Here is a 24,552-nt window from a genome sequence, read left to right on the forward strand (position 1 = left end):
TAAGATGTTTTTACTTTATCAGAAAAAGAAAACCCAAATATTCAAATCTGCATAAGTTGCATTTGGGGATGCACAAGTTGCAATTGACATTAGATTCTCATACTCCGTATATCGCTATACCCAGCACTGCTGACGCTATTATCAGCATTATCGGAGTCATTTTCTTTTTAAGTAATTTCCTTGAACCATAGTAAATTACAGCCAATATTGCTGTAAGAATAATCGGTAACATATCCTTATTTTCTGTAACCGGATATATTCCGTTTTTAATAATCATATAAACACCTGTAGATAGTATTATTCCTATAATACAGGGCTTTAGTCCTCTTAAAATCGCCTGAACATATTGATTTTCAAGAAGCTTTTTAAGAAGGACCATAATCAGTAGAATTATAAGGAATGCAGGAAGTACCACAGCCAGCGTCGCAAGTGCTGCGCCTAAAATGCCGGCTTGTCTGCTGCCTACATAAGTTGCGAGGTTGACCATAATAGGGCCGGGCGTACTCTCGCCAATAGCTATCATATCCATTACGGATTCTTCATCCATCCAGCCATACTCAAGCACAACATCTCTTATAAGCGGTATTGCACCATACGCCCCACCAAAAGAGAAAAATCCAACCTTTAAAAATCCAATGAGCAAATCCAGATAAATCATTTAGATTCACCACCTTTCCCTGATGGTGAGCCGAGAGCCATATAGACTGACAAACTGATAATTCCAGAGATCAACATCAGACTTATTGATGAAAACTTCCAGGAAAAAATGTTTATGAGAAGCATCACAAAGAATGAACAGCCCATGATTACGCATGGAAACTTTTTCTTTTTCATCTTACTTATCATATTGATTGCTACATCCAGAATCAGTATTCCGACTGCGATACGAATTCCTTTAAATGCGTTGGCAATCCATGTAATCTCAAGAAAGCTGTCCAGGAATCTGGAGATAATCAGAATTATTATGAATGAAGGAAGCACCATTCCAACGGTCGCTGCAATGGCACCCGCTAAACCTCTTTTCTTATATCCAACATATGTAGCACAGTTAATTGCTATCGGTCCGGGAGTGGACTGGGCAATAACTGTTACATTCATCATCTCTTCATGCGTGATCCACTTTTTCTGTTCCACACAGATATTTTCAATCAATGAAATCATGGCCAGTCCACCGCCAAAGGTGAACAGCCCTATTTTTGCAAATGTAATAAATAGTGTAAAAAGCATTATATCCCCAATAGTTCCTTAAGAGCAGTATATTCCCTTAAATACATTCCCCTTCGCATCTCATCAGTAGCTCTGTAGGATTCATGCTTAGAGAATTCCTCAATAGCTTCATCCACCGAAACCCATCTGGTCTCCATTTTTACAGCAAGCTCCTGCTCAGTATAGTTTGTCTTGGTCTCACCAACTATTTTGCATAAGAAATACTTGGAATGTCCCATCCAGTCTTCGTAGTACTCCATGATATCAAGCTTGCAGTCAGAGACCTCAACTACTTTTCCTGTCTCCTCAGCCATCTCCCTGATACAGCACTCTTCCTCGTTTTCACCCTCCTCGAGTCCGCCACCCGGAATCATGTACTGACCATTGTCCGGCTCATAGGTAAGAAGGATTTTTCCATCCTGCACTATTATTCCTCTGCAGGCAATACGGCTTTTAACCCAACTGCCAAAATAGTTGTCCCCAACAATTTCTACTTCTTTCATGTTCAAATATTCCTCCAAACTTCACCTCCATTATGTAGTTTTTGTCCCCTCTATATACTTATCACTCTACAGTAAGACGTTCTCTAGCCTCATCCATGCTGATACATTTTGCAAATCTGCCTGGCCACATGAACTCATTGTAGTAGTGGTAGCATGCATCGTTATTCATATACACATTGTCAAAAGTTGAGTTAGTGTGTTCCGGAACCAGCACTTCGAAACCATTATCGAAGGCTGTCCTTATTGTTGCGTCTATGCAGAAATTGGTCTGAAGTCCGATTATCATCAAAGCCTTCTCATCCTTGTCCCGCAAATATTTGAGAAGTCCTGTAGATGGATGCAGTGCACTGTTTACTGTTTTTGTGAAAATCTTTTCTCTGCCTTCAGGTGCAACCTCTTCAAATATCTCGTAGTCCTCATCCCCTATTGAAAAACCGCTTCCAGGTCCATCATCATGCTGCACAAAAATCACTTCCTGACCATTACTTCGTGCAAGGGCAATTAGCTCTTTTACATTGGCCAAAAACTTTTCAAATCTATATAATCTGTTGTCAGTAATTCCCTTTTGAATATCTATTACAAGTAATGTCATTATTGTCTCTCCAGAATTTTCCAATATGTTATTTAATTGTATTTGTGCTAAAAAACTATATTTATAATATGGCACTATTACTTTGTGATCACTGCAATTGCACAGGGCATTCTACCATCAACCACGCAATATTTTACATCCTTATATCCCATGTCTGCAAAGAATTTCTTGTAAGAAGAAAGATCAAATTGCTGCTTGAAATCCGCTCCCAAAAGTTCAACAAATTTTACAGCGAAATTAGCTGAAGTCTTTGACTTGTTTATGTAAGTCGGAATGATAACCTTGCCACCGGGCTTTACTACGCGCAGCATCTCTGATAGCGCCTTCTCCGGCTCAGGTAATAAGTGAATTACATTTCCCGCAACCACCTTATCAAACCTGTTTGCTTTGCACTTTATGTTTGTTATGTCTGCTTTCTTGAAGCTGACATTCTTATACTCTTTACATTTTGCTTCTGCCTGTTTGAGCATTCCTGATGAAAAATCTGTTGCAATCAGGCTCCTACATTTTGGTGCAATATACTGGCTTATTGCACCTGTACCACAGGCACACTCAAACACTTCATCTGATTTGCTAATAAATTCCGCTACCTTTTTTCCTGTCCCGGAGTAAACCTTGTGGTTGTACACATTCTCAAAGAAATCATATAGCGGTGATATTTTATCCCAAAACATTTTTCTAATCCTCCGTACGTTTATCTATTTAATCAGAACTTTCCAATCATCCGTCATTCCTCTTAACTATTTAATACTATTTATCCACTTCATTAAACCCATCCACGACTGCTGCCGGCTTCACAGTCATCTCAGCCCAGGCAGGGATAAGTCCGCTCTTGATTCCATTTCTGACTGACCTTATGTTGGACCATGCTGTGCAGTAAAAAGGAACCTTATCGCGGTCTAATATCTCTCTTACAAGTCTTGCCGTGATTGCAGAAGCTATTCCATTTTGTCTGTACTCAGGAAGTACATCAACGCCAATCTGCCACATCTCCTCTCCATCAGCTGAGCAGGCTGAAAATCCAACAAGCTTATCTCCATCGTAGGCACCAACACCAAGAACATCTAACTGCCTTCTGTCAGCACACAAAGCATTGTCCCATTCCGGTTTATAGAGCTCTCCAAAGTCTTCCTGCCCAAGCACTCTAAGCTCATAACCACAGGAGAGCTTTGGAAGGTTATTTACATCCGGAAGATAATACTCAGCCATGAAGCATATCTTATGCCCTTTTTCCTTCATGCGATCATCAAGCCAGTGCATGTTTGGAGTCTCGAAGCAGTGGTAAAACTCGTATCTTCCAATGTACTCCTTCACAATTTCTGCCACTTCTTCAGTTACTCCCGCAACTATGTTGTTTCCATAGGAAACAAGATTGCAGGTAATAGGCTCCTTCAAATACTTTCTCGCATTTTTCCCGAGCTTAAACGGAACCACTATATTTTCATTAGCAAGAAAATCCTCTGCCTTACAGCCCAAGTCCTCTGCGGACTGCTCCAGAGCAATTCTTCTTATCTCTTCGTTAGTCATAAAAACTCTTCCTCTGATCTCTAGCCTATTCTCATCATCAGATCCTTCTTCGAAAGTCCATTGCTTTTACCGGATTTTGTCATCCCGCTATTGCCCGCTAGGAAATATGCAATGCGCGGAAATTTATTGGACTTCGTGTAAATATCTTCCACAGCTTCCGATGAATTAATCGCTTCTCCAAATCTGATGAGCTCATCGTAAACGAATTTTCCCGGACCATTACTTCCAAATTTGAGAACCTGTCCCATCATCTCACCGGCACCTATGGCCATTCCGCCGCAGTACTTAAATCCGCACTTTTCGCACCAGGTCTTCACCATGCTAAGCAGATTCACAATCTGCTCACTCTCAAAAAACCCCATGTTTGCGACAACATAAATCTTTTTATCTCCATCGGTGCACTCTTTTTCCACCATCTCCATGAGCCTTAACGGAAGCGCAGGTATTCCATCCACATAGAGCGGCATTCCAAGCACCACTTTCTTCGCACCAAGAACAATCCCGCAGAGCTCATCTAGCCTCTTCACATAGGACGCGATGTTTATCCTCTCCGTATCACCACTGACCTTATCAGCGATAACATCCAGAAATTTCTTGGAATTCGCCTCATCTCCGCGCATGCTGCAGTTTATAAAAACTGTTTTATCTGCCATATTGTCCCGAACAGAATCAACACCATCCGCCCTGACAGCCTTCGCATCTTTATCTTCACACTCAACAAACCTTATCTCTGTTATCTTTCCATTCAGATTTGTGCGCACAGCTTCGGCATATTTCCTTGCTTTTTCCTTATCCTCCTCAGTCAGCCCAGTACCTCTGAAAACAAATCTCAGTGGCTTGATCTCCGGATATCTTGGTTTATGGTGCATTTCACCATTTACCATTCTGAAAAACGGCAGTATGTACCCTATGCTTCTGTCTAAGATACTTTTAACCGAGCTGCTGAATCCGCCGTAGGTGTATCTGCTCATGATCACAACTTCATCCGCCTTATGGATAAGCTCGCCCATATGGTTATAGCCATCCTTAAGGACGCACTCTCCCGGAGTTTTAAGCCAGCAGCCAAAGCATCCAACGCAGGGTGTAACGTTCTCATTACCTGACAACACTTCCCATCCTTCGTAATCAGCCGCTATTTCTTTCCATTCAGTTTCATTCAAATCATGGATAATAAGATTCATGATTCTCCCCCTATCAGCATCCTCAATTTATCTTCTTATACTCTACCTACAGCTAACCGCTCAATTATCTATGTCAAACAAGCTCATCTGCTCAAATCTCTCCGGTAGCTCATTCATATATTCAAAGCAATCCTCCGGCTTATAGAGCATGTTGTTTTCTTTGCACTTTTCTCTTAACAGTTTCAGCAGCCTCTTCGCATTCGGACTTGGAAGATCATAGGCATTTCCATATCTCTCAATGTATTTGCGCTTTAATCCGGGGAAATGCTTATCAAGAGCTTCATAATAATACTCCCTGTCGCCCTCCCTCAGAGTCAGTCCCATTCCAAAATCAATGATTCCCTTAACTCCAACGCGGGCACACTCATCAAGTATCTGCGAGACATTTTCCTCAGTATCATTTATATATGGCAAAATCGGAGTAATCCACACTATCGTTGGAATCCCCCTCTTTTGCATCTCTTCAAGAACCTCTATGCGCCTCTTTGTATTACATACATTCGGCTCCAATATGCTGCACAGCTCATCATCAAAAGTTGTGAGCGTCATTTCCACGACGCATTTTGCAGCTCTGTTTATATCATCAAGTAAATCTATATCTCTAAGTATTCTGTCCGACTTGGTCTGTATAGCCAGTCCAAACTCATACATTCTTATTATCTCAAGGCACTTCCTTGTGAGTCCCAGTTCCATCTCACAGTGCATGTAGGGGTCAGACATCGCACCTGTGCCGATCATGCATTTTTTCCTCTTGGACTTAAGAGCTGCCTCCAACAGCTCCGGAGCATTTTGCTTCACCTCTATATCCTCGAAAGGATGCGTGAACTGATAACACTTACTCCTGCTGTCACAATAAATGCAGCCATGGGAGCAGCCGCGATAAATATTCATTCCACAGCGTCCGCCATTTGTTGTCAGTATTCCCTTCGCATCTACAAAATGCATATTTTCCCCTTTATTTCAGTGATACAAACATCCCGGGATCCTTTGGAAGCTTCAGCACTCCGTTTTCCACATGACTCTCCAGAATCGTCCTGACCTCTTCCTTAGAGAGTTTGCAGACATTTTTAAAGGTTATCCCAGAATAAATATAGTCCATAAGATCATCCAGATTTGTTACTTCCAGAGAATCTATATATCTCTCAATCTTAACTTCTGAAAAATGTCTTTCCAGCTTTTCGCCACCATTTTCCAATGAAAATGTATTTACATATGCTCCGGGAATTCCCATCCAGCTCACGATGGTCTCCATGATTCCCTTCTCGCCGCTGGTTCCCGCATAAAATTTACCGCCCTTTTTAAGAACTCTTTTGACTTCCGAAAGAGCCTTCTCTATATCAGGAACATGATAAAGCATGTTGTTTGCAATAATTATGTCAAAAAAGTTGTCTTCAGAAGGAATGTCCTGAATGTTGATCGTTTTAAACTCTGCGTTTGGATGTTCGCCTATATTACTCTTTGCGGTCTCCAGTACTCCTTCAGAAAAATCCGAAAAGATTATCTCGGAACATTTCTTAATCACATCCTCGTGACCAGCCCACATTGAACCTGTGCCGCAGCCAAGTTCCAAAACCTTCATTCCTTCTTCTATCTCAAAAACAGTAAAGTACCAATTGCCCAGTCCCATCTTGTTTGTCGAGTACTTATTATGAATTGATATTCTTGTACTGAGTCCTTCTGCCTTAGTGTACTGCTCCTTAACCTTTGCCTCTTCGTTAATATAAAACTTCATACCTTTTTCCTCCTGATGTAAGTAATGAAGTCATCGTAAATGCCGCCCCAAGGGCAAGGTCAAGAAGATTTGTAAAAATTTTTTTTATAAAAAGAGGCATGTCATACTCATCGCCTTCGAAATATTCCTTGTCCTCTTCATCCTCGCTGATCTCATCATCCACAAGATACTTTATGTGAAGTTTCCAAAAATCATTTATGTTTTCTATCGGAATATCCTGAATTTCTATCATTTTTCACCACCCAACAAAACAAGACCGTAGGTCTATATTATATTAAATTACATGCATTGCTGCCAAGAGATAAACACTGATGTTTACTATATTTGCACCGATTTTCAACCTGAAAGACACTCCGAAAAAATAAACCAAAGAGGCAGATGAGTTATAGCTCACCTGCCCCCTGCTTTATCAATGATTCAATTTAGATTATTTAAAAGCTACCTCTGTTACAAATCAGGCTCTCTGCCTGTAATCCGGAATCCCTACAATTTTAGCGGCTTTCGTGAAATACTCTTCCTCGATATAAGGCCAGTTGACCTCCTGCCCTGTTGCTTCCTTCTGGAGACTCGCTACCTTTTTCAAGAGGTCCACAGTATAGTCATTTCCGGTTTTTAAAATAAAAATATTGTTGGCTGCAAACCATTTTCCCTTGTCCATGAGCCCCTTTTCATAGATTGCATCGATTACGTAATCCACATCATAGGGAATATTTAAAAACTCTGCCTTCCAGCAAGGGCCTTCCGGTTCTGTTTCATCATAGCCATGAAGTATCAGGCACTGAGCCTGTCCCGCAGCATTTATGGCAATTCCTGTCGATCCGGTATTAAAATAGTGTTTTCCTTCACACTCTAACTCGCCCTGAATATGCGTATGCCCAGCAACGATGTAATCAGTGTCTACCTTTTTTAACCAGTTCTTTGCGCTCCCATTATTCATCAAAAGCGGCTCTCGACTGTTTTTGGGAGATCCGTGGCAACAGGTTATAGAAGGATATCCATCGCACTCATATTTAAAGGAAATTGGCAGTGATTCGAAGAAATCCAAATCTTCATCGGACAAAAGCTCAAATGTGTAAAGAAGATTTCCACATGCCGAATTGTAAAGCCACAGCGGTGCATCAGATTCTCCGCGCATAACCTTTCTCTGACCAAGTAAATAGTCCTCACGATTTCCTCTTATGGCAGTAACCTTATAGTTATCCATTAGTTCATGCAAATACTTCAGTGTCTCTTTGGTATCCGTTGTATCGGACACATAATCTCCCAGCAAAAAGAACTCGGTGATGCCTCTTTCTTTCATATATTCTACCGCAGTCTTAAAGGCGGTATAGTTACTATGTATGTCTGAAATTACGCCTATCTGTTTAGTCATTTAGCTCCCTCTTTTTCAGCTCATTTTATGAAACTTATGCCACATTCCATGACCTTGGCCGTTTAAATCTCGAAATCCGGGAAAAGCCCATTTTCTACGGATTCCATTATCTTGTAAACTTCACCCATAGCCCGCTCTTTTCCAGCCTCGGTTTTATACCAGTTTTCACGTCTTGTATTTATATCATCCGCAGGACACGGCAACACTTCTATATGGTCAGGGAAAAGATATCTTGCGAGCTGAATACTCCTTCTCATATGAAAAGTTGTTGTCACAATTAAAACTCTCTTAACCTTATTTATCCAAAATGCTCTATGAAGTGCCATCAGCGATGCCAGCATATTCTCAACAGTGTTCTGGGATTCCTGCTCCAGGATTATATCTTCCCTTTTCACACCAAGTTCCAACGCCGCATTTAGCATGCGCTCCGCTTCGCCCATTCTTCCGTCTTCAAAATTTCTCACAGAACCTCCGGATAACAGTATCTTTGGAGCCCTGCCATTTTTATAGGCAGAAACTGCCACAGGAATTCTGAACTCAGGCGCCTTAATGCTGCCAAGCACCAGTATGCAGTCAGCGCTCTCGCCGCTATCCTCAAGCCCTTTATACAATATTCTGTCCACTATGTCTTCTGTCAGATTTGATTTTTCTAACTCTGATACCCACATCTACTTGCTTTTAGCAGATAGCATCTGCACCTTTCTCTACTACTATTCTTCGTAAGTATGCCATGCAATATTTGATGATTACTATTCTTCATAGGTGTGCCATGCAATATTCATGACATCTCCCGCCGTAACGATTCCTATTATGTTCTTGCCATATGAAATAACCGGCGGAATAAATGCAATTTCCTTTATTTCATAATCTCCATACTTAAGCGGAATATCCGCCCTCGTAAGATTCGTTATGCTATAGTCCTTAACCTTCTCACCATACCCCAGAAGCTCCGCCACCGTAGATGATGATTTTGCATGAAAATATCCTGCATGCTCAAGATTTAGTGCATCCTTCAAAGTCGAATCCAATTTACCCATGAACCCAAGCACGAAGAAACGATATCTGTCATCATTAAGCTTCTTCTGCATTAGACTGTGAATCGCCATGGCGTTTTCTTCGAATGACTTCTTCTCGTCGTATTTATATTCAACAGAAATGCCTGTGGCTTGGTTTCCCATGGATCTGTTATTGTCTGTCCTTCCATCAACAGCAAGGCCCACATCTACCTTCTTCTTTTCATCCTTGATCATGTCAGTGATAAGGTAAGCGGTCAGTGATACGCCTGCTCTTTTTGCTTTCTGTATCAGCTGCTCTATGTCAGACTTCTCATATCTCTTAATTATGGTCTTGGTCTTTCTATTCTCCCAGAAGTTCTTGTAAGCTCTGTCCATGTCTAAGAAGTCAAACACGCGCTTATCCTTTTGCCACTTACGATTCCATCTATTTACCAGGATTTTGTAGAAAAATGGAATTCTGCTATTTTCAGGAAGATTTTCCAGTGTGAGATTTTTAAAAGGAACCTCCCCAATTTCATTTCCGGAAAGACAATTCATAAAAGTTTCTATGAAGTACAGAAGTGATTTTCCATCACCGCCTAAATGATGCATCATAAAGACGAGGCCATCAGGAGCTGCGAATCCCCTTATAAACTCGCCCTCCTCAATTTTAAAACGCTTCCTTTCATTAGAATTTATGAGTTCTGTAAGTGTCTGCGTGGTTTCTGAAAAACTATTTTTAGGGCAGTCGCAATCCACATAGAAAGCTTCTCCCTCTTCGTCTATCACAACCTTGGAGCGCAAGACTTCATGGGCGCTGCATGCTTTTTCAAAGGCTTTTTGCAGCTCCTCAAACGGAACAGCTTCGCGCAATTTGACCTGCATAACAATTACGATATTCACATCAAAAAGATCAACTCTTTCCGTTGAGATCCCGTATTTCATACGTACTCCTTTATCCCCCTTAGCCACTGCTTCATTACAATTTTGGTTGGCATTATCTTTGAATACAATCTGAAATATCCCGCGAAAAATCCGGGAACTGACATATCCTTCCCCTTGGCAAAATCAGACATAGCCGTTTTAACTACATAGGAAGCCTTAAGCATTCCGGAATACTTAATCTCTTTGCCATCCTTTGTCTTAGGAAGCATTCCGGTATCAACCCACCCAGGACACACGCAGGTTACAGTGATTTTCCTCTCCTTGAGCTCCACACCAAGCGCTCTTGAGAAGTTCTTAAGGAACACCTTGCTGGCTGAATACATGCTAAGATATGGATTTGGCTGAAAAGAAGATGCGGACGAAACATTGATGATTCCTGATCCTTCGCGCATATACTGAAGTGAAACAGAAATCAGCTCTGCCAAGGCCGCCTGCAGCTCCCGTTATAATTGCAACTCTCCCCATTTATGCCTCCAAAGTCTTCTATATAGCAAATAGAAAACTAACTTTTCGTAGTTTATATAAAATTTGTATTACATAGCCCTATAATCATTTTCTGCATCTAAAGAATATGAAATCCGGCTGGTGAATCACTCCGTCAAACTGATCCGGGTACTTCTGCAGCAGTTCCTCAGAAATCTTCGATTCCTGACACTCCTCAATCACGAAACCTGCTGCCGCAATTTCATTTATAAGCGTGGATACCGTTCTGTGATATACTTCATAGTCATCGACAACCCAGTGAATATGCCTAAGCCCCTCTATACCATAGTTGTGAAGGTTGGCATAAAGTCTTTTCCCTGTCTCCGTCCTGGTGTACCTATCGTAAACTCCATCATATGCCGTTGAAAGGGGATGCGACATTGAGAAAACCAGATACTCAGACTCATCCAGTTTTCCATATATAGTCTTCATAAGCTTCCCAAAGTCTTCGACATAGTCAAAAGCAAGCGAACTTGTTATGACATCGAATTTTTCATCAAGACTATCCAGTTCCTCAAAGGCCATTCTTTTATATGTGATCTTCTCATCAGAATTGTGCTCCTTTGCGTAAGCGAGCATCTTCTCAGAAATGTCTATTCCGACAACCGAACGCGCACCTGATTTTACATACTGCATGGCATGCTGTCCCATGCCACAGCCGATGTCCAAAACTCTCTTTCCCTTAAGATCTGGCATCATTGCTGTTATTATCGGCGTTTCGATGAGATCGTTGAAATTTATATCGCTATCTCTTAAACTCTTGAAATTATCGTAGAACGCATCGTTATCATAGATATTCTGCTTTGCCATTATTGTCTCCTCCCGAATGATGCCTACTTTTTGCTCTCACTTGATGACAATTTGTCACCAACTCATTATCTTAGTACCTGCTCTCTTTTCATTATTGTTCTAACCCAGCAAGCCTTATTTCATCAAGCTCTTCTGCACTAAGTGCCCCTGAGTTGTACAGTAATAGATATTCATTTTCTATTGAGCTATCAAATATCAGAAGGTCGTCGGTGTTTATCGTAACCTGAACCCCATTCTGAACCAATGTCCTTATTGGATGATCTTCATAGCTTTTAGCATATCCCAGCATCACATTACTGCTGGGACAGACGTGCAATATTATCTTGTTCTTGGCAAGAAATTTCATCACTTCCTTTGAAGTCGCAGCATGTATTCCATGATGGATTTCATCAAGCCCCAGTACATCCACAGCCCGTCTTACATCCTCCGCAGATCCGCTCTCGCCAACATGAATTCTCTTGATCAGATGATATTGTTCAGCTTTTTTATAAAGTGGCAGGAAATCCTCAAAGGGCTTTAGGTTCTCACCACCGCATACATCGATGGATTTGAAAAAGCCGGTGGATACATACTCATCGATTCTGTCTGCTTCCTTTGAAACATCGCACAAGGATACATAGGTAAGCTCCGGCTCAAAATTGGTTTCCGGACAATACTCCTTCCAGAAGCCTTCAATCATCTTTGTAAAAGTATCCACTCCTCCAACAAGATCAATTTCCTGAGCCCCAAAGTTCATGGCAAGTCTTGTTATATTATTTCGCTTTGCCTCCGCAAATGCTCCTTCCCATCTTAGGATAATTCCCTCGCTCCCCAAGCAATACGGTTTGAGGTTCCTGGTAAACCATTCCTGCATTCCATCAAGGCCCCCGAACTTTTCAGGCGGTTTTGGCAAATCCATGTTTAACTGCTCAGCAAGCCACTCTCGTCTGCATCCCTTCGTTGAATGATTGTGAAGATCACTTTTGGGAACCGCCAGAAGCTTCTTTATATCATTTTCAATTAGTCCCTCGTAAAACAAACTATTCATATTTTTCTCCAAGTTATAACATCTCGCTGCCTTATTCGTGTTTAGTTTTAATCAACTTGCTTTACAGGTGGCTTCCAGGGCTTAGGTGTCAGGAGTGATGTCTTTCCAATGTCTGGAAGCACATCATAAATAGAGCATCCCATGCGCGCCTCAAACTCCTCTTTAATCTTAAACGCTATTTCCCAACCCTTTATATAACCTTCCATGATTCCATATCGTCTGGTAACATCTACAAATCTCTTTTCCAAAATCACAAAGCCATAGTCCACTGCAAGCGAATCACAAAGCTGAATCAGCTTATCATAGTCATCCGCTTCACAGTTCATAATGTAGGCCTTGATCGCTTTTTCATGCTCAGTTTCAGGCTCATAGTCAAACTCATCCTGCATCCTGAGATAGGAATGCGTCATGCATATTCTTGCAACCTCGTCCCATCCTTTTTCCATACAATATTTGTAACCGTCATACACATGAGTCGGAATATCTGTAATGCCAGCCCTACGACCAATATCATGCATAGATCCTACTATATAAGCCTTCTCTGCATCCATCCCGGGGATCTTTTCAGCGATATTCCTCGCCGCAATTCCTGTATTGATGGAATGCTTTATCCATGGCCCGGGATTAAGCTCCCCCGCTATTTCTAATTCTCTTTTTACTTCCTCCGCTGTTGGCAGCATGCTGTTCCCTCCTAAAGTAATTTAAGTCTTATTTCTATGTGTTAAGTTAGGTGATAACCATGAGTGGTGATTTCCTCAGTTTAATTTCTTGGACATAAACAGCAAAAGATCATCGTCATTACAACATTGTTCGTACTGTCCAAGCTGCTTCCCCTTGTACCAGACTCCGCTACCATCAAAGTTATAGCCTCTGCTTACATACATCCTCTGAGCCGGTCCATATCCTGAATGAACTCCAACTGCAAGGAAAACATGATCAGCTATCCCTTTAGCCTCTGCCTCTGCAGCATCAAGAAGTCTCGTCCCTATTCCCTTTCCATGGACGTCAAAGAAAACGCAAAGATCAACTATCTCAGGCCAGTTTGTATCAAGCCACGGACCTTCTGTCGGCTTCAATAACAGCGTACATAATCCTGCAACTCTGCCCTCATATTCCGCTATAAAAACAAATCTATCTCCTGATTCCTGTTCTTTGTAATAGTTCTCGTATGTTTCCATTTCCGGATGCCATCCATATGAAAAATACGTATCATAGATGATTTTCGCATCTGTTTCTAACATGCTACGGACTTTTATGCTTCCATCGTCAAGATATGTTTTCATCCATTCCCCCAACTCAATTCTTCTATCCTGTTTTGCAAACGGATATTACTCTATAAAATGTCTGTCCTTATCTCACTCTGCATTCTCCAAACGATAGTATTTAAAATCGCCCTCTTTCCCTATAAACTCAAATCCCAGTTTATCAAGTATATGCTGGCTTCTTACATTTTTAACAACAGTATCCGCATTTACCGCCTTCATCCCAAGCTCATCAAAAGCGTACCTAACAGCCAATCTCTCCGCCTCTGTTCCGTATCCCTTGCCCTTAAAATTATCATTTTGCATATGAATACTAAGAGTGCACTCTTTCTTGCTCTGATCAATACTTTTAAGCTGCACCTCGCCTATAGGTTTATCTCCAAGCATTATTGCAAACAGTCTGCGGAATGGCTCCTGTTTGGAATCAAAATATTTGTTTACCGATTTCTCTTTGTATGTATACGGCTTAAACAGTGACATATCCATGTATATGGATTCATCGTTTTCCCATGATTTATATAGCTCATGACACATTTCCCTTGTCATGATAGCTAAGCTGATTTTATCTGACACTTATTTTTCATCTCCTGAAATATTCTTATATAATAACTAAAGCATCCTTATATCCCCATAAAGAAAGCATTTCTTCGCCTGATGCTTTTCTTATTTTCATTCTCCCCACCTTGTTTTTTTACAATGCAATAAATTCATATATCTAGCCAGTGACAATTTGTCACCAACTGAATATTTATTTATAAAATTGCAGCGCATAAAGAATTGGAAGAATAGTAACTCCATCCCTGGTACCATTATTCATTAACAAATCCATATACTCTTCTTTCGAGAACCATCTCTTACTGCTTATCTCATCGATGTCCTTAATGCTCCCTTCCTTTACCACCTTTGCAGCAAAACAATGGACCAGCGAATCTGACATTCCATTTGCCGGATTATATTCACAAAGGTACTTCAAATCTGACAGCTCACACCCTGTCTCTTCCATAGCTTCTCTTCTGGCAGCTTCTTCGATGGATTCCCCCTCTTCAATTCTTCCGGCAGGTATTTCCCATTCCAAACGTCCTACGGTATACCTTCTATTCTGAATAAAAAGAATGTTTTCCTCTTCGTCAAAAATGACTATCGATACTGCCTTTTTGGGGTAATGAATTTGATGATAGTTCTCTATTATATATCCACTTGGAAGCTCAACCTTATCTGTATAAAGGCATACAAAATCGCTTTCATAAATAGTTGTCCTCTCAAGTCTTTTGGGCATTTTTTCTGCTTCAAACATCACGTACTCCCTTCTGCCACAAGCTGTATATTTAGCTAAAATATTTAGTTCCGTTTTCGCTTTAATTTTTCGACTTCATATTCGCTTTGATTTTTCAGCTTCAAATAAGATACTTTTTACACTTATCAAAATGCATTCCGGAGCAGTTATTCTCTCTGGCAATCAGCGGTTCCACTTCGTCAAGCTTGCACCATTTAAGGTCATCCACCTCATTAGAATCAGCAAAATCGCTTTTATTTACATAAGCAATAAAACCTATCATGATAAGCTGCTTAGGCTCAAAGTAATAACTGGATACATATTGGCATTTATTGACTATTTGCCCTGTTTCTTCTTTTACCTCTCTGGCGACAGCCTCCTCTATTGTCTCGCCCTCAACCATATATCCCGACACAACAGTCCACTTATCCTCTGAGATATAGTTCTGTTTTAAAAGAAGTACTTCATTTAGCTCGTTCACCACCAGCACTTCCACTACAGGCAGAGGATTGTTGCCATATATCCTTTTACATGATGGGCAAATTTTGCAATCATCATCCCCAAGCCTTATATCCTCTAATTTATGACCACATTCAGCACAGTACTTGAAAACCATATCCAATTCCCCTTTTGAATTTATTTTGCCTAATCATACTGTATGCCCTAAGGGCAAGGTCAACACAATATTCCCAAAGCCTTCTCCACATCCTCCTCGGTTAGTCCCTGCTCAGGGTCTGTCATGACTTGGAATTTTGCAACGTCCTCATTGTGAAGTTCAAGATCATCAAGAACCACCCAGCTTTCTGTCTCGGGATGATTTTTAAGCCACATCAGGATTTCATCAGCCTTAACCTTACTAAATTTCTTTGTTTTCCTGATCTCTTCAGTTGTAAGATCCGGAGTCATTCCAGAAACTACTATTCCCTCCGCACCAAGAAGATCCGCAAGATATCCTGCTTCTGATCGCAGTGGTTTCAGATCCTTTCCAAACCAAAATCGCCATCCTGAATGCAGGATAATAGAAGCCTCTGATTTCTTCACAAGCTTTGATAATAGTTTTACCTTTTCAGTATCAATATATTTTCCGTCGCTGATTTCTCTCTGATGATCTGCATTCCAGAAATTAGAATTAAGAACCCCATCAATATCTAAGAATATTACCTTCCCCATATTTTCCATCCTCCGTATTTAGTTTAGTTCCCCTATAAAATTCAGGCTCCGCATTGTTGCCAGTTCATCTCTGGACATTCCCCTAAGTTCACTTGCGGATACCCATTTATAATCTTGTGTTTCTCCCTCTTGCAAAACCACACTATTCTTATCTGCATCTGTAACACAAAGATAATCCACATAGAATGTCTTATGCTCATGATGCAACACTCGTCCTATCTCGATCATCTCATTGGATAATATACCTGTTTCTTCCTGAAGCTCCCTGCGTGCACATTCTAATGGATTTTCTCCCTGCAATGCTGAACCACCGGCGGTAGCTTCCCACATTCCACCTAAATGTTTTCTTTTATCTCTCTGCACTATCAGATAGCTTCCATCCTTATGCCTGACAATGACTTCGCTACACAAATGAAAACAGCCCTCCGGTATCTGTTCCCCTCTAACCAAAGTAACCCCATCAATTTTATTAAGCTTATCATCATAAGCATCCCACAATTCCATATCTATCATCTCCCAGATAAGACTCTACCTCAATATTTCAATCCAGTATCTGCTGATCGATCCCTCGTCCCCATAGGTGGTAACTGTATTCCCACGTACTCCTCATATAAGATATGAACGAATCATAGTCTTTATTATATTCGAATTTATGGGATGTTGAGAAGTTTCAAATGTAATAATCATATTTTTTCCTGCATGATAACCGTTTTCTTCATAAGAATTTATTTTTGAAACATTTTTGTTTGCGTAGTTCTCATCATCCATCATCCCATAATGTTCCCAGATATATTCTTTTCGTGTTCTAATATTAAGACATGTGAAATCAGGTCGCACCATACCCCATTTTTCAAGTTTCAGAGGACATTCATATTTATATGGCACAGCATATTTCTCAAGCATGTTTGCAATAATTATTTCTGATTTTGACCTGACCCTTACACCATTATCTGAATAGTATTCTATTGAATCATCAGCAAATCCCATTGGCTCGTAGGATTGCTTTCTCCATTCGTTCAAATAATTATCATCTGGCATTTTTATTGGAATAACCAGCTGTTTTCTGGGTTCGGAAAATCTATCATAAATTTTAGTAAGCTGGTTATCTTTAAGAAAATTTATATAATCAGAATTCTTACTCAATTCTCTCTTTGCCATATTTAATACCTTCTGATTATAATCTTTCTGTGCAAGGCTTTTCACATAATCCATTTTCTCTTTCGATATGTATTTTCCATTCTTTTCTTGCGGATTTCTCCTGACATAATATTCAACAAATGTCTTCCTATCACATATTCTCAAATGTTCAGAAGGTGCTGATTTTAGTTCACTTTCCTTATTCCTGATAATAGCTTCCAGATTGATTTTTCTTTGCTGTAATTCTTCAAATAGCCTTTCATCATTAAAAAACGCCAGACTTTTCTTCTGTCCCTTATTTGTCATTCAAATTCTAACCTCCATCATATATTTGCATGTTTTTAGTTCATTGATTTTCTTCCATTTCCAGAGCTACACCAACTAATTTTCATTTACCTCCATTTAATCGGTTCTTATCTAGACATATAATTCTTATTACACCGATGATTTGCTTCTCTTGGTATTTATAATCGGTGTCACACAAGTTGATTTATTAGTACTGTTCCGACTTATTCTTCGAATACCTTATTTAATCGTAGTCCATTTACTGATTTTATTTCTGCCATACCGATAAGTTTCCGAATTATGCAAATTAGTCGGTGTTTTCCATATGACACGTTATTCCTCACACCGATTAAATATCCCTCCCTAAATATCTAATCGGAATTTGTTCGCGATTTCACGCTTTACCCACCGATGAATTCTCTCCGCAGAGGTTCTAATCGGTAAAATCCAGCCCTATCAAGACTTGTTCCCTCGTAGGTCATACTTCTATCCCGCATACCGGCAGTATCCACTATCTAACCAATCAACCCTCAATATTATGTTTTAGTCTTATATACCTATTTCTCCCCATAGCTTCCAAAAAGGTATATAAATTCTCATATTTGGAATATAAGCCGCTTTATGATTAAAGCAACCATTCAAAAGAATTATTGAAAAGAAAATCTTTCATAAATCCATCGACTACTATACAGAACAATCAACAGCTTGTAAAGAGAAACTCCAAAAGCTACGTCAAGGCGCAAACAAACCGACGTCATCTTATAATAAAAAACCCCGGAAGCCGCTACACAAGCGGATTCCAGGGGCTATTACTTTACTCCATTTCGATTGTTCCCGGCGGTTTCGAAGTCAGATCATACATTACTCTGTTGACTCCCTTAACCTCGTTAATGATCCTGTTCATTACTGTCTGAAGAATCTCCCAAGGAAGGTTTGTTGCGTCAGCTGTCATGAAGTCTGACGTATTAACTGCACGGAGTGCTACCGCATAATCGTAGGTTCTGAAATCACCCATGACACCAACGGAACGCATATTTGTAAGTGCTGCAAAGTACTGTGCCGGAAGCCATGAAGGATTCTTGCCGTTCTCTTCCTTATAAGCAGCTGCTGCCTTGCCAATCTCCTCGCGGTAGATGGCATCTGCATCCTGAACGATGCGAACCTTCTCGGCTGTAACCTCACCGATGATACGAATACCAAGGCCAGGGCCGGGGAAGGGCTGTCTGAAAACAAGATGCTCGGGGATACCAAGTTCAAGTCCTGAAGCTCTTACCTCATCCTTAAAGAGCATGCGGAGAGGCTCAATGATCTCCTTGAAATCAACATAATCCGGAAGACCGCCTACATTGTGGTGAGACTTGATAACTGCACCTTCACCGATTCCGCTCTCTACAACATCAGGATAAATTGTTCCCTGTACAAGGAAGTCAACAGCTCCGATTTTCTTAGCCTCTTCCTCAAATACACGAATGAACATCTCGCCGATGATCTTTCTCTTCTTCTCAGGCTCCTCAACACCCTTAAGTGCCTCATAAAATCTGTCCTGAGCATTAACTCTTATAAAGTTAAGGTCGTATGCACCGTTAGGTCCAAATACTGCCTCAACCTCATCGCCTTCATTCTTACGAAGAAGACCATGATCAACAAATACACATGTTAGCTGCTTTCCGATAGCCTTACTCATAAGTACCGCTGCAACTGATGAATCAACACCACCTGAAAGAGCGCAGAGTGCACGGCCATCTCCAACCTTCTCTCTGATCTCAGCGATGCTTCTCTCAACGAAGTCTGCCATCTTCCAGTCGCCTGCGCAGCCACAAATATCCATAACAAAATTCTTAAGCATCATTGTTCCACACTCAGTGTGCATAACCTCGGGGTGGAACTGAACTGCGTATATCTTCCTGTCAGCATTCTCCATAGCTGCAACTGGGCAATTAGGAGTATTCGCTGTGATAACAAATCCTTCAGGAACCTTTGCAATATAATCAGTATGGCTCATCCAGGTTGTAACGACTGCCTCAGGGCCATAAGTACTATTCGCCTGTGCAGAAGAAACTGCGTCGCCACTCCTTTGAACTGAGAAATCATTGTCAGAATATCTTACGGGAATACCATCCTCGTTCTCTGTAAAACCTGCAAACAACTTGGATGAAGTATTAAGATAGGTCTCTGTCTTACCATACTCGCTGACAGGAGCTGTCTTTACCTCTCCGCCATTTAAGAATGCCGTAAGCTGTGCACCATAGCAGATTCCAAGTACCGGAATTCCGAGCTCATAAAGCTCCTTCTCGCACAAAACCGCCTGATCACCATATACGCTGTTGGGACCACCGGTTAAAATAATTCCCTTGGGATTCATCTCTTTAATCTTATCGAGTCCGATATTATACGGATGAATCTCGCAGTAAACGTTGCACTCACGGACGCGTCTTGCAATAAGCTGCTTGTACTGTCCGCCAAAATCAAGAACTACAACCATTTCTCTTGCCATATTTTCTCTCTTTCTGCTCTGTTTGTTAAACTACTTAAAATAACATATATGCTAGATAGCAAAATTGCAAGTAAAAACCTTATAAACAGAATACTTAGACAAGCCCGTTCAGCTCCTGGTACAATCTCTTAGCATAACTGTCAGTCATTCCGCACACATAATCAGTCACCAGAAGAAGTCGTAAGTATAGCTTTTCTTCCTCGCTCTTATCCTCAGAATAAATATGATAAATGCTCTTGTAATTATCCGAAATAAAAGAAATCATCCTCGAATCAATCGGCCTCTGTTTTGCATCTGTATCATAACATATTGCTGCAGGAACCAGTTTATCCAAGAGATATCTCAAAATCCTATCTGCGCTGACTTCTATTTTCAATATCTGCTCCGAATTGAAAGCATACTTAACAGCAATATCACCAAGGGCATCAACAATATGCTTGCCCTCCGTTCCTTCAAGAAGCTCAGACCCAAAGGATCCGTCCATGATCTCACTATAATGACTGGCGAAGCTGTCAGTTGCCAGATAGATCAGCCTTCCCTGCACAGCCACGATCCAGTTCTGAACAGCGTATTCGCCGGGATCACTTACACCATGTTCAATTCCCTTGCCGTATCTATACTTTAACGTGCCTATTAAATCCCTGTACACATGATCCGACTGATCCTCATAACATCTCTTCTCAAGTTCGCGGACGAGCATGTCATAGCTGATTAATCCCTTTTTAAAAGAGTCCTCAATATCAGCTGTTCTATAGGCGATATCATCGGCAGCTTCCAGAATATATGTCAGAGGATGTCTTCTTCCATTAAGGCCGCAGGAATCCTCAATATCCTTAAAAAGTTCCCTGTCAGCATAGTAATACCCCATCTTATGGCGACATATATCTTCACTATTCTTATCCACATCCAGCGATGAAACCGGATATTTGATTATGGTTGCCAAAAGTGCCTTCGTAAGGTTCATTCCATGCTCATCTACAAGGTAGTGAAGCTTACTTACTACTCGCAAGGCCTGCGTATTACCTTCAAAATGATAAAAATCATTCTGCATCTGCGGATTCAGAACTTCCACAAGGCTCTTTTCACTTCCGGGAGCACAAAGCCCCGGAAGATTATCCTTAAACCACTCCCTGATAACAGACTCTCCAAAGTGTCCAAAGGGCGGATTCCCTATGTCATGCAGAAGCCCTGCACACTGCAGAATATCGCATATATCCTGCTGAAAACCGAGTTCGAAGCTTTCATCCTTTATCTCAGTTATTATCTTTCTGGCAATGTTCTGTCCAAGGGATTTACAAAAAGAAGAGACCTCCAGCGAATGGGTAAGTCTCGTTCTGATAAAATCTGACTGATCCAAGGGAAAAACCTGAGTTTTATCCTGAAGCCTTCTGAAAGAAGCACTTCCTATTATTCTGTGATAATCCTTTTCAAATTCACTGCGAAGATCATTTGATCCTTCACGTTTAACTATCGGTCGCACTCGATCCCCGCAGAGAAGCTTATTCCATTCCAAATTCTTATCTCCTTATATATGCTCAGACAGCACAACCGACGAACGATCCTGCATAATCCAAGTCTTACAAATCTCACCCTACAAACCTTCTGATTGTCAGGATAGTTCTGTAGGTCGCATTTTCATACTTAATTCCTGTCTTGGCTGTACTTGCATGGACAATTCTTCCGCCACCAAGATAAATTCCAACATGTCCTCCATAGTAAATAACATCTCCGGCCTGCGCATTCTGATATGAAACCTCACGCCCATATGTTGCCTGAGAATATGAAGTTCTTGGTACATTTATACCAAATGCCTTATAAACCGAATAAACAAATCCGGAGCAATCCGCTCCATTTGTCAGACTGGTTCCTCCTGCAACATAAGGATTTCCGACAAACTGACAGGCATAATTTGCAATATTCTGGCCGGTAGCGGAGCCTGAAGGTGACGGTGCTGTATTTGAAGGAGCCGCTGATGATGCTTCACTGCTTGCAGATGAAGCACTAGCCTGATCATTATTGTCATCATCATTATTCTCTGCATTTTTAGCAGCAAGATCTTCCTGTTCCTTTTTCTTTCTGGCAGCCTCCTCAGCCTCTTTCTTCTTTCTTTCTTCCTCAACTTCCTTAGATGCCGCTTCGTCTGCTGCCTTCTTGGTTTTCTTAACCTCAGCATCCTTCGCATCTATCTGCGCCTGCAGATCTCGAATCTGAGCCGTCTGACGCTTAAGCTGCTCGGAATAAATGGCTGCATTCTGCTTTGCCTTGGCGAGCTGAACATCAAAATTTGCATACTGCTTCTTATACTGATCTATGACCGTTTCTACATAATTCTGCTCTTCTTTAAGCTCATACTCTGAGGTCTCGAGTTCTGCCTTCGCTTCCTCAAGCTCCTCACCATATTGCTCAGCCGCTTCCTTAGCCGCAATGAACTCATTAAGCTTAGTGCGGTCATAATCATAAAGCTCTTCCGCATAGCCTGCTTTATTAAGCATATCTCCGACACTCTGCGCCTGAAGAAGAAGCTCTGCATATGAAAATTCGCCCTTTTCATACATGAATTTTATGCGCTTCTTCATGGAATCATAAAGAGTCTCTTCCTGAGCCTTTGCCTCGTCGTATTCCTGCTGAGTCTTTTCAATTTTTACCTGGGTATCCTCAATATCAGCCTGGATCAGATCAATACTTGTAAGGAGCCCCAAAAGTTCCTCATTTGCAGCATCAATTCCCTCCTGAATCTCAGCCTGCTCTCCCTGAATATTGCTTATATTCTGCTGAGCCTCATTGAGCTCACTCTGGCTCTCCTGCTGCTGAGTTTCGATTGCATCCTGCTGCTTCTCGAGTGTTTTTTTCTCTTTTTCCAGTTCCTTTTGCTGTTCCTTAAGCTCCTTACTTGTGGTCGCCAAAACAGGTTCTCCGGAGCATACCACAAAAGTAGCTGCTATCAAGGCACACATATATCTTTTATATGATTTAAAGTTGAATTTTTTCATTTAATCCCCACTAAAGAAACAAAACTTATTAATACAATTATAACAAGATAGGGTTGTGCATGCAAAACTCCGACACCCTTCATATATACGAAAAAACTGCTGTATTTTCCTTCTTTCATTGAAAATACAGCAGTTTTAAAATCACTATACTATAAATTAAAGTTCGCAGTTACCAACTGTACGAGGGAATGACTCAACGTCACGGATGTTACCCATACCTGTGAGGTACATTACGCAACGCTCAAAGCCAAGTCCAAATCCTGCATGGCGAACTGAACCATAACGACGAAGGTCAAGATAGAACTGATAATCTTCCTTCTTAAGTCCAAGCTCTTCCATTCTCTTCTCAAGAGTCTCAAGATCATCCTCTCTCTGGCTACCACCGACAATCTCACCGATTCCGGGTACAAGACAGTCAGCAGCTGCTACAGTCTTACCGTCCTCGTTAAGCTTCATGTAGAAAGCCTTGATTTCCTTCGGATAATCAGTTACGAATACAGGCTTCTTGAAGATTTCCTCAGTGAGGTATCTCTCATGCTCAGTCTGGAGGTCACATCCCCACTCAACCTTGTAATCAAACTTGTCGTTGTGCTTCTTAAGAATTTCAACTGCCTCAGTGTAAGTAATTCTGCCAAAGTCACTGTTAGCAACATTCTTAAGTCTATCGATAAGGCCCTTGTCTACAAATGTGTTAAAGAACTCCATCTCAGCAGGAGCGTTCTCAAGTACATAGTTGATAACATACTTAAGCATAGCCTCTGCACAATCACAGTCATCCTTAAGATCTGCAAAGCACATCTCAGGCTCGATCATCCAGAACTCAGCTGCATGACGTGTTGTGTTAGAATTCTCTGCACGGAATGTAGGACCAAATGTGTAAACGTTCTTGAATGCGAATGCATAAGTCTCAACATTGAGCTGTCCTGAAACAGTAAGGTTAACAGGCTTTCCGAAGAAATCCTTAGTATAATCAACCTCTCCGTCCTCAGTCTTGGGAACATTGTTAAGATCCAAGGTTGTTACCTGGAACATCTCACCTGCACCCTCACAGTCACTTCCTGTGATAAGAGGTGTGTGAACATATACAAAGCCTCTCTCCTGGAAGAATGAGTGAATAGCGTATGCAGCAAGTGAACGAACTCTGAAAACTGCCTCAAAGGTGTTTGTTCTTGCACGAAGATGAGGAAGTGTTCTCAAATACTCAAGTGTATGACGCTTAGGCTGAATCGGATAATCAGGAGTTGAAGGTCCCTCTATCTCAATACCTGTTGCCTGCATCTCGAAGGGCTGCTTTGCATCGGGAGTCATTACAATCTTACCTGTTGCGATAATAGCCGCACCTACGTTGAGCTTGCTTACTTCTGTAAAGTTACTAAGCTCGTCGGAATAAACCACCTGAAGGGGTGAAAAATATGTACCGTCGTTTAATGAAACAAATCCGATAGTCTTAGAATCACGGATATTACGGATCCATCCTCCAACCGTAACTTCTTTGTCTGCGTACTTTTCCGGAGCTGCAAAGAGCTCTCTGATATCTGTCAGTTCCATATATACCTCCGTATCTCTGT

At 41.1% G+C, this 24,552-nt stretch carries 28 protein-coding genes; all 28 read right to left on the reverse strand.

Going from position 1 to position 24,552, the window contains the following annotated elements:
* Nucleotides 1-97: 97 nt before the first annotated feature.
* Nucleotides 98-658 (reverse strand): chromate transporter, encoded by a 561-nt coding sequence (locus G586_RS0100495; RefSeq protein WP_026526108.1) that lies wholly within the window; start codon nucleotides 656-658, stop codon nucleotides 98-100.
* Nucleotides 655-1,227: a chromate transporter gene (locus G586_RS0100500; protein ID WP_026526109.1), complete on the reverse strand. Its 573-nt coding sequence runs from the start codon at nucleotides 1,225-1,227 to the stop codon at nucleotides 655-657. The genes G586_RS0100495 and G586_RS0100500 overlap by 4 nt, the downstream gene beginning before the upstream one ends.
* Nucleotides 1,227-1,709: an NUDIX domain-containing protein gene (locus G586_RS0100505; protein WP_026526110.1), complete on the reverse strand. Its 483-nt coding sequence runs from the start codon at nucleotides 1,707-1,709 to the stop codon at nucleotides 1,227-1,229. The genes G586_RS0100500 and G586_RS0100505 overlap by 1 nt, the downstream gene beginning before the upstream one ends.
* 61 nt (nucleotides 1,710-1,770) lie before the next feature.
* Entirely contained in the window at nucleotides 1,771-2,301 is a 531-nt protein-coding gene (locus tag G586_RS0100510; protein WP_026526111.1) for a cysteine hydrolase family protein, read from the reverse strand.
* Nucleotides 2,302-2,378: 77 nt separating this feature from the next.
* The gene (locus tag G586_RS0100515; protein ID WP_026526112.1) at nucleotides 2,379-2,975 is read right to left on the reverse strand and encodes a class I SAM-dependent methyltransferase; all 597 of its coding nucleotides are present in this window, start codon (nucleotides 2,973-2,975) and stop codon (nucleotides 2,379-2,381) included.
* Between the two features lie 76 nt (nucleotides 2,976-3,051).
* Nucleotides 3,052-3,828: a GNAT family N-acetyltransferase gene (locus tag G586_RS0100520; RefSeq protein ID WP_026526113.1), complete on the reverse strand. Its 777-nt coding sequence runs from the start codon at nucleotides 3,826-3,828 to the stop codon at nucleotides 3,052-3,054.
* A 20-nt stretch (nucleotides 3,829-3,848) separates the two neighbouring features.
* A complete protein-coding gene (locus G586_RS24405; protein ID WP_051204312.1) occupies nucleotides 3,849-5,009 on the reverse strand; it encodes a flavodoxin family protein in 1,161 nt (386 codons plus the stop codon).
* A 60-nt stretch (nucleotides 5,010-5,069) separates the two neighbouring features.
* The gene (locus G586_RS0100530) at nucleotides 5,070-5,954 is read right to left on the reverse strand and encodes an SPL family radical SAM protein (protein WP_026526114.1); all 885 of its coding nucleotides are present in this window, start codon (nucleotides 5,952-5,954) and stop codon (nucleotides 5,070-5,072) included.
* 10 nt (nucleotides 5,955-5,964) lie between these two features.
* Nucleotides 5,965-6,741, reverse strand: coding sequence for a class I SAM-dependent methyltransferase (locus tag G586_RS0100535; protein ID WP_035772004.1), 777 nt, complete (start codon nucleotides 6,739-6,741; stop codon nucleotides 5,965-5,967).
* Nucleotides 6,725-6,973 carry a hypothetical protein gene (locus tag G586_RS0100540; protein WP_026526116.1) on the reverse strand — a complete coding sequence of 83 codons (249 nt, stop codon included), beginning with the start codon at nucleotides 6,971-6,973 and terminating at the stop codon, nucleotides 6,725-6,727. Before G586_RS0100540 ends, G586_RS0100535 begins: the two co-directional genes overlap by 17 nt.
* Before the next feature lie 222 nt (nucleotides 6,974-7,195).
* Entirely contained in the window at nucleotides 7,196-8,113 is a 918-nt protein-coding gene (locus G586_RS21190) for a metallophosphoesterase family protein (protein WP_051204314.1), read from the reverse strand.
* Between the two features lie 62 nt (nucleotides 8,114-8,175).
* Nucleotides 8,176-8,781 (reverse strand): YdcF family protein, encoded by a 606-nt coding sequence (locus tag G586_RS0100550; protein ID WP_026526117.1) that lies wholly within the window; start codon nucleotides 8,779-8,781, stop codon nucleotides 8,176-8,178.
* An 81-nt stretch (nucleotides 8,782-8,862) separates the two neighbouring features.
* Nucleotides 8,863-10,053 carry a hypothetical protein gene (locus G586_RS0100555; protein WP_026526118.1) on the reverse strand — a complete coding sequence of 397 codons (1,191 nt, stop codon included), beginning with the start codon at nucleotides 10,051-10,053 and terminating at the stop codon, nucleotides 8,863-8,865.
* Nucleotides 10,050-10,478, reverse strand: coding sequence for an SDR family NAD(P)-dependent oxidoreductase (locus G586_RS21195; RefSeq protein ID WP_051204316.1), 429 nt, complete (start codon nucleotides 10,476-10,478; stop codon nucleotides 10,050-10,052). The genes G586_RS0100555 and G586_RS21195 overlap by 4 nt, the downstream gene beginning before the upstream one ends.
* 124 nt (nucleotides 10,479-10,602) lie before the next feature.
* On the reverse strand, nucleotides 10,603-11,367 hold the full coding sequence (locus G586_RS0100565) for a class I SAM-dependent methyltransferase (protein ID WP_330363220.1): 765 nt from the start codon (nucleotides 11,365-11,367) through the stop codon (nucleotides 10,603-10,605).
* A 70-nt stretch (nucleotides 11,368-11,437) separates the two neighbouring features.
* Nucleotides 11,438-12,373, reverse strand: coding sequence for a hypothetical protein (locus G586_RS0100570; protein ID WP_026526120.1), 936 nt, complete (start codon nucleotides 12,371-12,373; stop codon nucleotides 11,438-11,440).
* A gap of 47 nt (nucleotides 12,374-12,420) precedes the next feature.
* Nucleotides 12,421-13,053, reverse strand: coding sequence for an HD domain-containing protein (locus G586_RS0100575; protein ID WP_026526121.1), 633 nt, complete (start codon nucleotides 13,051-13,053; stop codon nucleotides 12,421-12,423).
* Between the two features lie 75 nt (nucleotides 13,054-13,128).
* Nucleotides 13,129-13,656 carry a GNAT family N-acetyltransferase gene (locus G586_RS0100580; protein ID WP_026526122.1) on the reverse strand — a complete coding sequence of 176 codons (528 nt, stop codon included), beginning with the start codon at nucleotides 13,654-13,656 and terminating at the stop codon, nucleotides 13,129-13,131.
* Nucleotides 13,657-13,728: 72 nt separating this feature from the next.
* A complete protein-coding gene (locus tag G586_RS21200; protein WP_051204317.1) occupies nucleotides 13,729-14,208 on the reverse strand; it encodes a GNAT family N-acetyltransferase in 480 nt (159 codons plus the stop codon).
* 175 nt (nucleotides 14,209-14,383) lie between these two features.
* On the reverse strand, nucleotides 14,384-14,929 hold the full coding sequence (locus tag G586_RS0100590; RefSeq protein WP_035772008.1) for an NUDIX hydrolase: 546 nt from the start codon (nucleotides 14,927-14,929) through the stop codon (nucleotides 14,384-14,386).
* Between the two features lie 100 nt (nucleotides 14,930-15,029).
* On the reverse strand, nucleotides 15,030-15,524 hold the full coding sequence (locus tag G586_RS0100595) for an NUDIX domain-containing protein (protein ID WP_026526124.1): 495 nt from the start codon (nucleotides 15,522-15,524) through the stop codon (nucleotides 15,030-15,032).
* A 59-nt stretch (nucleotides 15,525-15,583) separates the two neighbouring features.
* On the reverse strand, nucleotides 15,584-16,078 hold the full coding sequence (locus G586_RS0100600; RefSeq protein WP_026526125.1) for an HAD domain-containing protein: 495 nt from the start codon (nucleotides 16,076-16,078) through the stop codon (nucleotides 15,584-15,586).
* Between the two features lie 18 nt (nucleotides 16,079-16,096).
* The gene (locus G586_RS0100605; protein WP_026526126.1) at nucleotides 16,097-16,582 is read right to left on the reverse strand and encodes an NUDIX hydrolase; all 486 of its coding nucleotides are present in this window, start codon (nucleotides 16,580-16,582) and stop codon (nucleotides 16,097-16,099) included.
* Nucleotides 16,583-16,684: 102 nt separating this feature from the next.
* Nucleotides 16,685-17,521 (reverse strand): hypothetical protein, encoded by an 837-nt coding sequence (locus G586_RS21205; protein WP_051204319.1) that lies wholly within the window; start codon nucleotides 17,519-17,521, stop codon nucleotides 16,685-16,687.
* A 793-nt stretch (nucleotides 17,522-18,314) separates the two neighbouring features.
* Nucleotides 18,315-19,994, reverse strand: coding sequence for a glutamine-hydrolyzing GMP synthase (gene guaA, locus G586_RS0100615; RefSeq protein ID WP_026526127.1), 1,680 nt, complete (start codon nucleotides 19,992-19,994; stop codon nucleotides 18,315-18,317).
* A gap of 94 nt (nucleotides 19,995-20,088) precedes the next feature.
* On the reverse strand, nucleotides 20,089-21,507 hold the full coding sequence (locus G586_RS0100620; RefSeq protein ID WP_026526128.1) for a deoxyguanosinetriphosphate triphosphohydrolase: 1,419 nt from the start codon (nucleotides 21,505-21,507) through the stop codon (nucleotides 20,089-20,091).
* A gap of 73 nt (nucleotides 21,508-21,580) precedes the next feature.
* Nucleotides 21,581-22,984 (reverse strand): NlpC/P60 family protein, encoded by a 1,404-nt coding sequence (locus G586_RS0100625; protein WP_026526129.1) that lies wholly within the window; start codon nucleotides 22,982-22,984, stop codon nucleotides 21,581-21,583.
* A 156-nt stretch (nucleotides 22,985-23,140) separates the two neighbouring features.
* Complete coding sequence (gene asnS, locus G586_RS0100630) at nucleotides 23,141-24,532, reverse strand: asparagine--tRNA ligase (protein ID WP_026526130.1); 1,392 nt, start codon at nucleotides 24,530-24,532, stop codon at nucleotides 23,141-23,143.
* Nucleotides 24,533-24,552 lie beyond the last annotated feature (20 nt).

It is taken from the genome of Butyrivibrio sp. VCD2006, from assembly GCF_000423925.1.
Lineage (GTDB): Bacteria > Bacillota > Clostridia > Lachnospirales > Lachnospiraceae > Butyrivibrio.

Bases quoted from the DNA above. Each gene is read 5' to 3' on its own strand.
- G586_RS0100495 (WP_026526108.1), bottom strand. From the start codon at position 658: ATGATTTATCTGGATTTGCTCATTGGATTTTTAAAGGTTGGATTTTTC.
- G586_RS0100500 (WP_026526109.1), bottom strand. From the start codon at position 1,227: ATGCTTTTTACACTATTTATTACATTTGCAAAAATAGGGCTGTTCACC.
- G586_RS0100505 (WP_026526110.1), bottom strand. From the start codon at position 1,709: ATGAAAGAAGTAGAAATTGTTGGGGACAACTATTTTGGCAGTTGGGTT.
- G586_RS0100510 (WP_026526111.1), bottom strand. From the start codon at position 2,301: ATGACATTACTTGTAATAGATATTCAAAAGGGAATTACTGACAACAGA.
- G586_RS0100515 (WP_026526112.1), bottom strand. From the start codon at position 2,975: ATGTTTTGGGATAAAATATCACCGCTATATGATTTCTTTGAGAATGTG.
- G586_RS0100520 (WP_026526113.1), bottom strand. From the start codon at position 3,828: ATGACTAACGAAGAGATAAGAAGAATTGCTCTGGAGCAGTCCGCAGAG.
- G586_RS24405 (WP_051204312.1), bottom strand. From the start codon at position 5,009: ATGAATCTTATTATCCATGATTTGAATGAAACTGAATGGAAAGAAATA.
- G586_RS0100530 (WP_026526114.1), bottom strand. From the start codon at position 5,954: ATGCATTTTGTAGATGCGAAGGGAATACTGACAACAAATGGCGGACGC.
- G586_RS0100535 (WP_035772004.1), bottom strand. From the start codon at position 6,741: ATGAAGTTTTATATTAACGAAGAGGCAAAGGTTAAGGAGCAGTACACT.
- G586_RS0100540 (WP_026526116.1), bottom strand. From the start codon at position 6,973: ATGATAGAAATTCAGGATATTCCGATAGAAAACATAAATGATTTTTGG.
- G586_RS21190 (WP_051204314.1), bottom strand. From the start codon at position 8,113: ATGACTAAACAGATAGGCGTAATTTCAGACATACATAGTAACTATACC.
- G586_RS0100550 (WP_026526117.1), bottom strand. From the start codon at position 8,781: ATGTGGGTATCAGAGTTAGAAAAATCAAATCTGACAGAAGACATAGTG.
- G586_RS0100555 (WP_026526118.1), bottom strand. From the start codon at position 10,053: ATGAAATACGGGATCTCAACGGAAAGAGTTGATCTTTTTGATGTGAAT.
- G586_RS0100570 (WP_026526120.1), bottom strand. From the start codon at position 12,373: ATGAATAGTTTGTTTTACGAGGGACTAATTGAAAATGATATAAAGAAG.
- G586_RS0100575 (WP_026526121.1), bottom strand. From the start codon at position 13,053: ATGCTGCCAACAGCGGAGGAAGTAAAAAGAGAATTAGAAATAGCGGGG.
- G586_RS0100580 (WP_026526122.1), bottom strand. From the start codon at position 13,656: ATGAAAACATATCTTGACGATGGAAGCATAAAAGTCCGTAGCATGTTA.
- G586_RS0100590 (WP_035772008.1), bottom strand. From the start codon at position 14,929: ATGTTTGAAGCAGAAAAAATGCCCAAAAGACTTGAGAGGACAACTATT.
- G586_RS0100595 (WP_026526124.1), bottom strand. From the start codon at position 15,524: ATGGTTTTCAAGTACTGTGCTGAATGTGGTCATAAATTAGAGGATATA.
- G586_RS0100600 (WP_026526125.1), bottom strand. From the start codon at position 16,078: ATGGGGAAGGTAATATTCTTAGATATTGATGGGGTTCTTAATTCTAAT.
- G586_RS0100605 (WP_026526126.1), bottom strand. From the start codon at position 16,582: ATGGAATTGTGGGATGCTTATGATGATAAGCTTAATAAAATTGATGGG.
- G586_RS21205 (WP_051204319.1), bottom strand. From the start codon at position 17,521: ATGACAAATAAGGGACAGAAGAAAAGTCTGGCGTTTTTTAATGATGAA.
- guaA (WP_026526127.1), bottom strand. From the start codon at position 19,994: ATGGCAAGAGAAATGGTTGTAGTTCTTGATTTTGGCGGACAGTACAAG.
- G586_RS0100625 (WP_026526129.1), bottom strand. From the start codon at position 22,984: ATGAAAAAATTCAACTTTAAATCATATAAAAGATATATGTGTGCCTTG.
- asnS (WP_026526130.1), bottom strand. From the start codon at position 24,532: ATGGAACTGACAGATATCAGAGAGCTCTTTGCAGCTCCGGAAAAGTAC.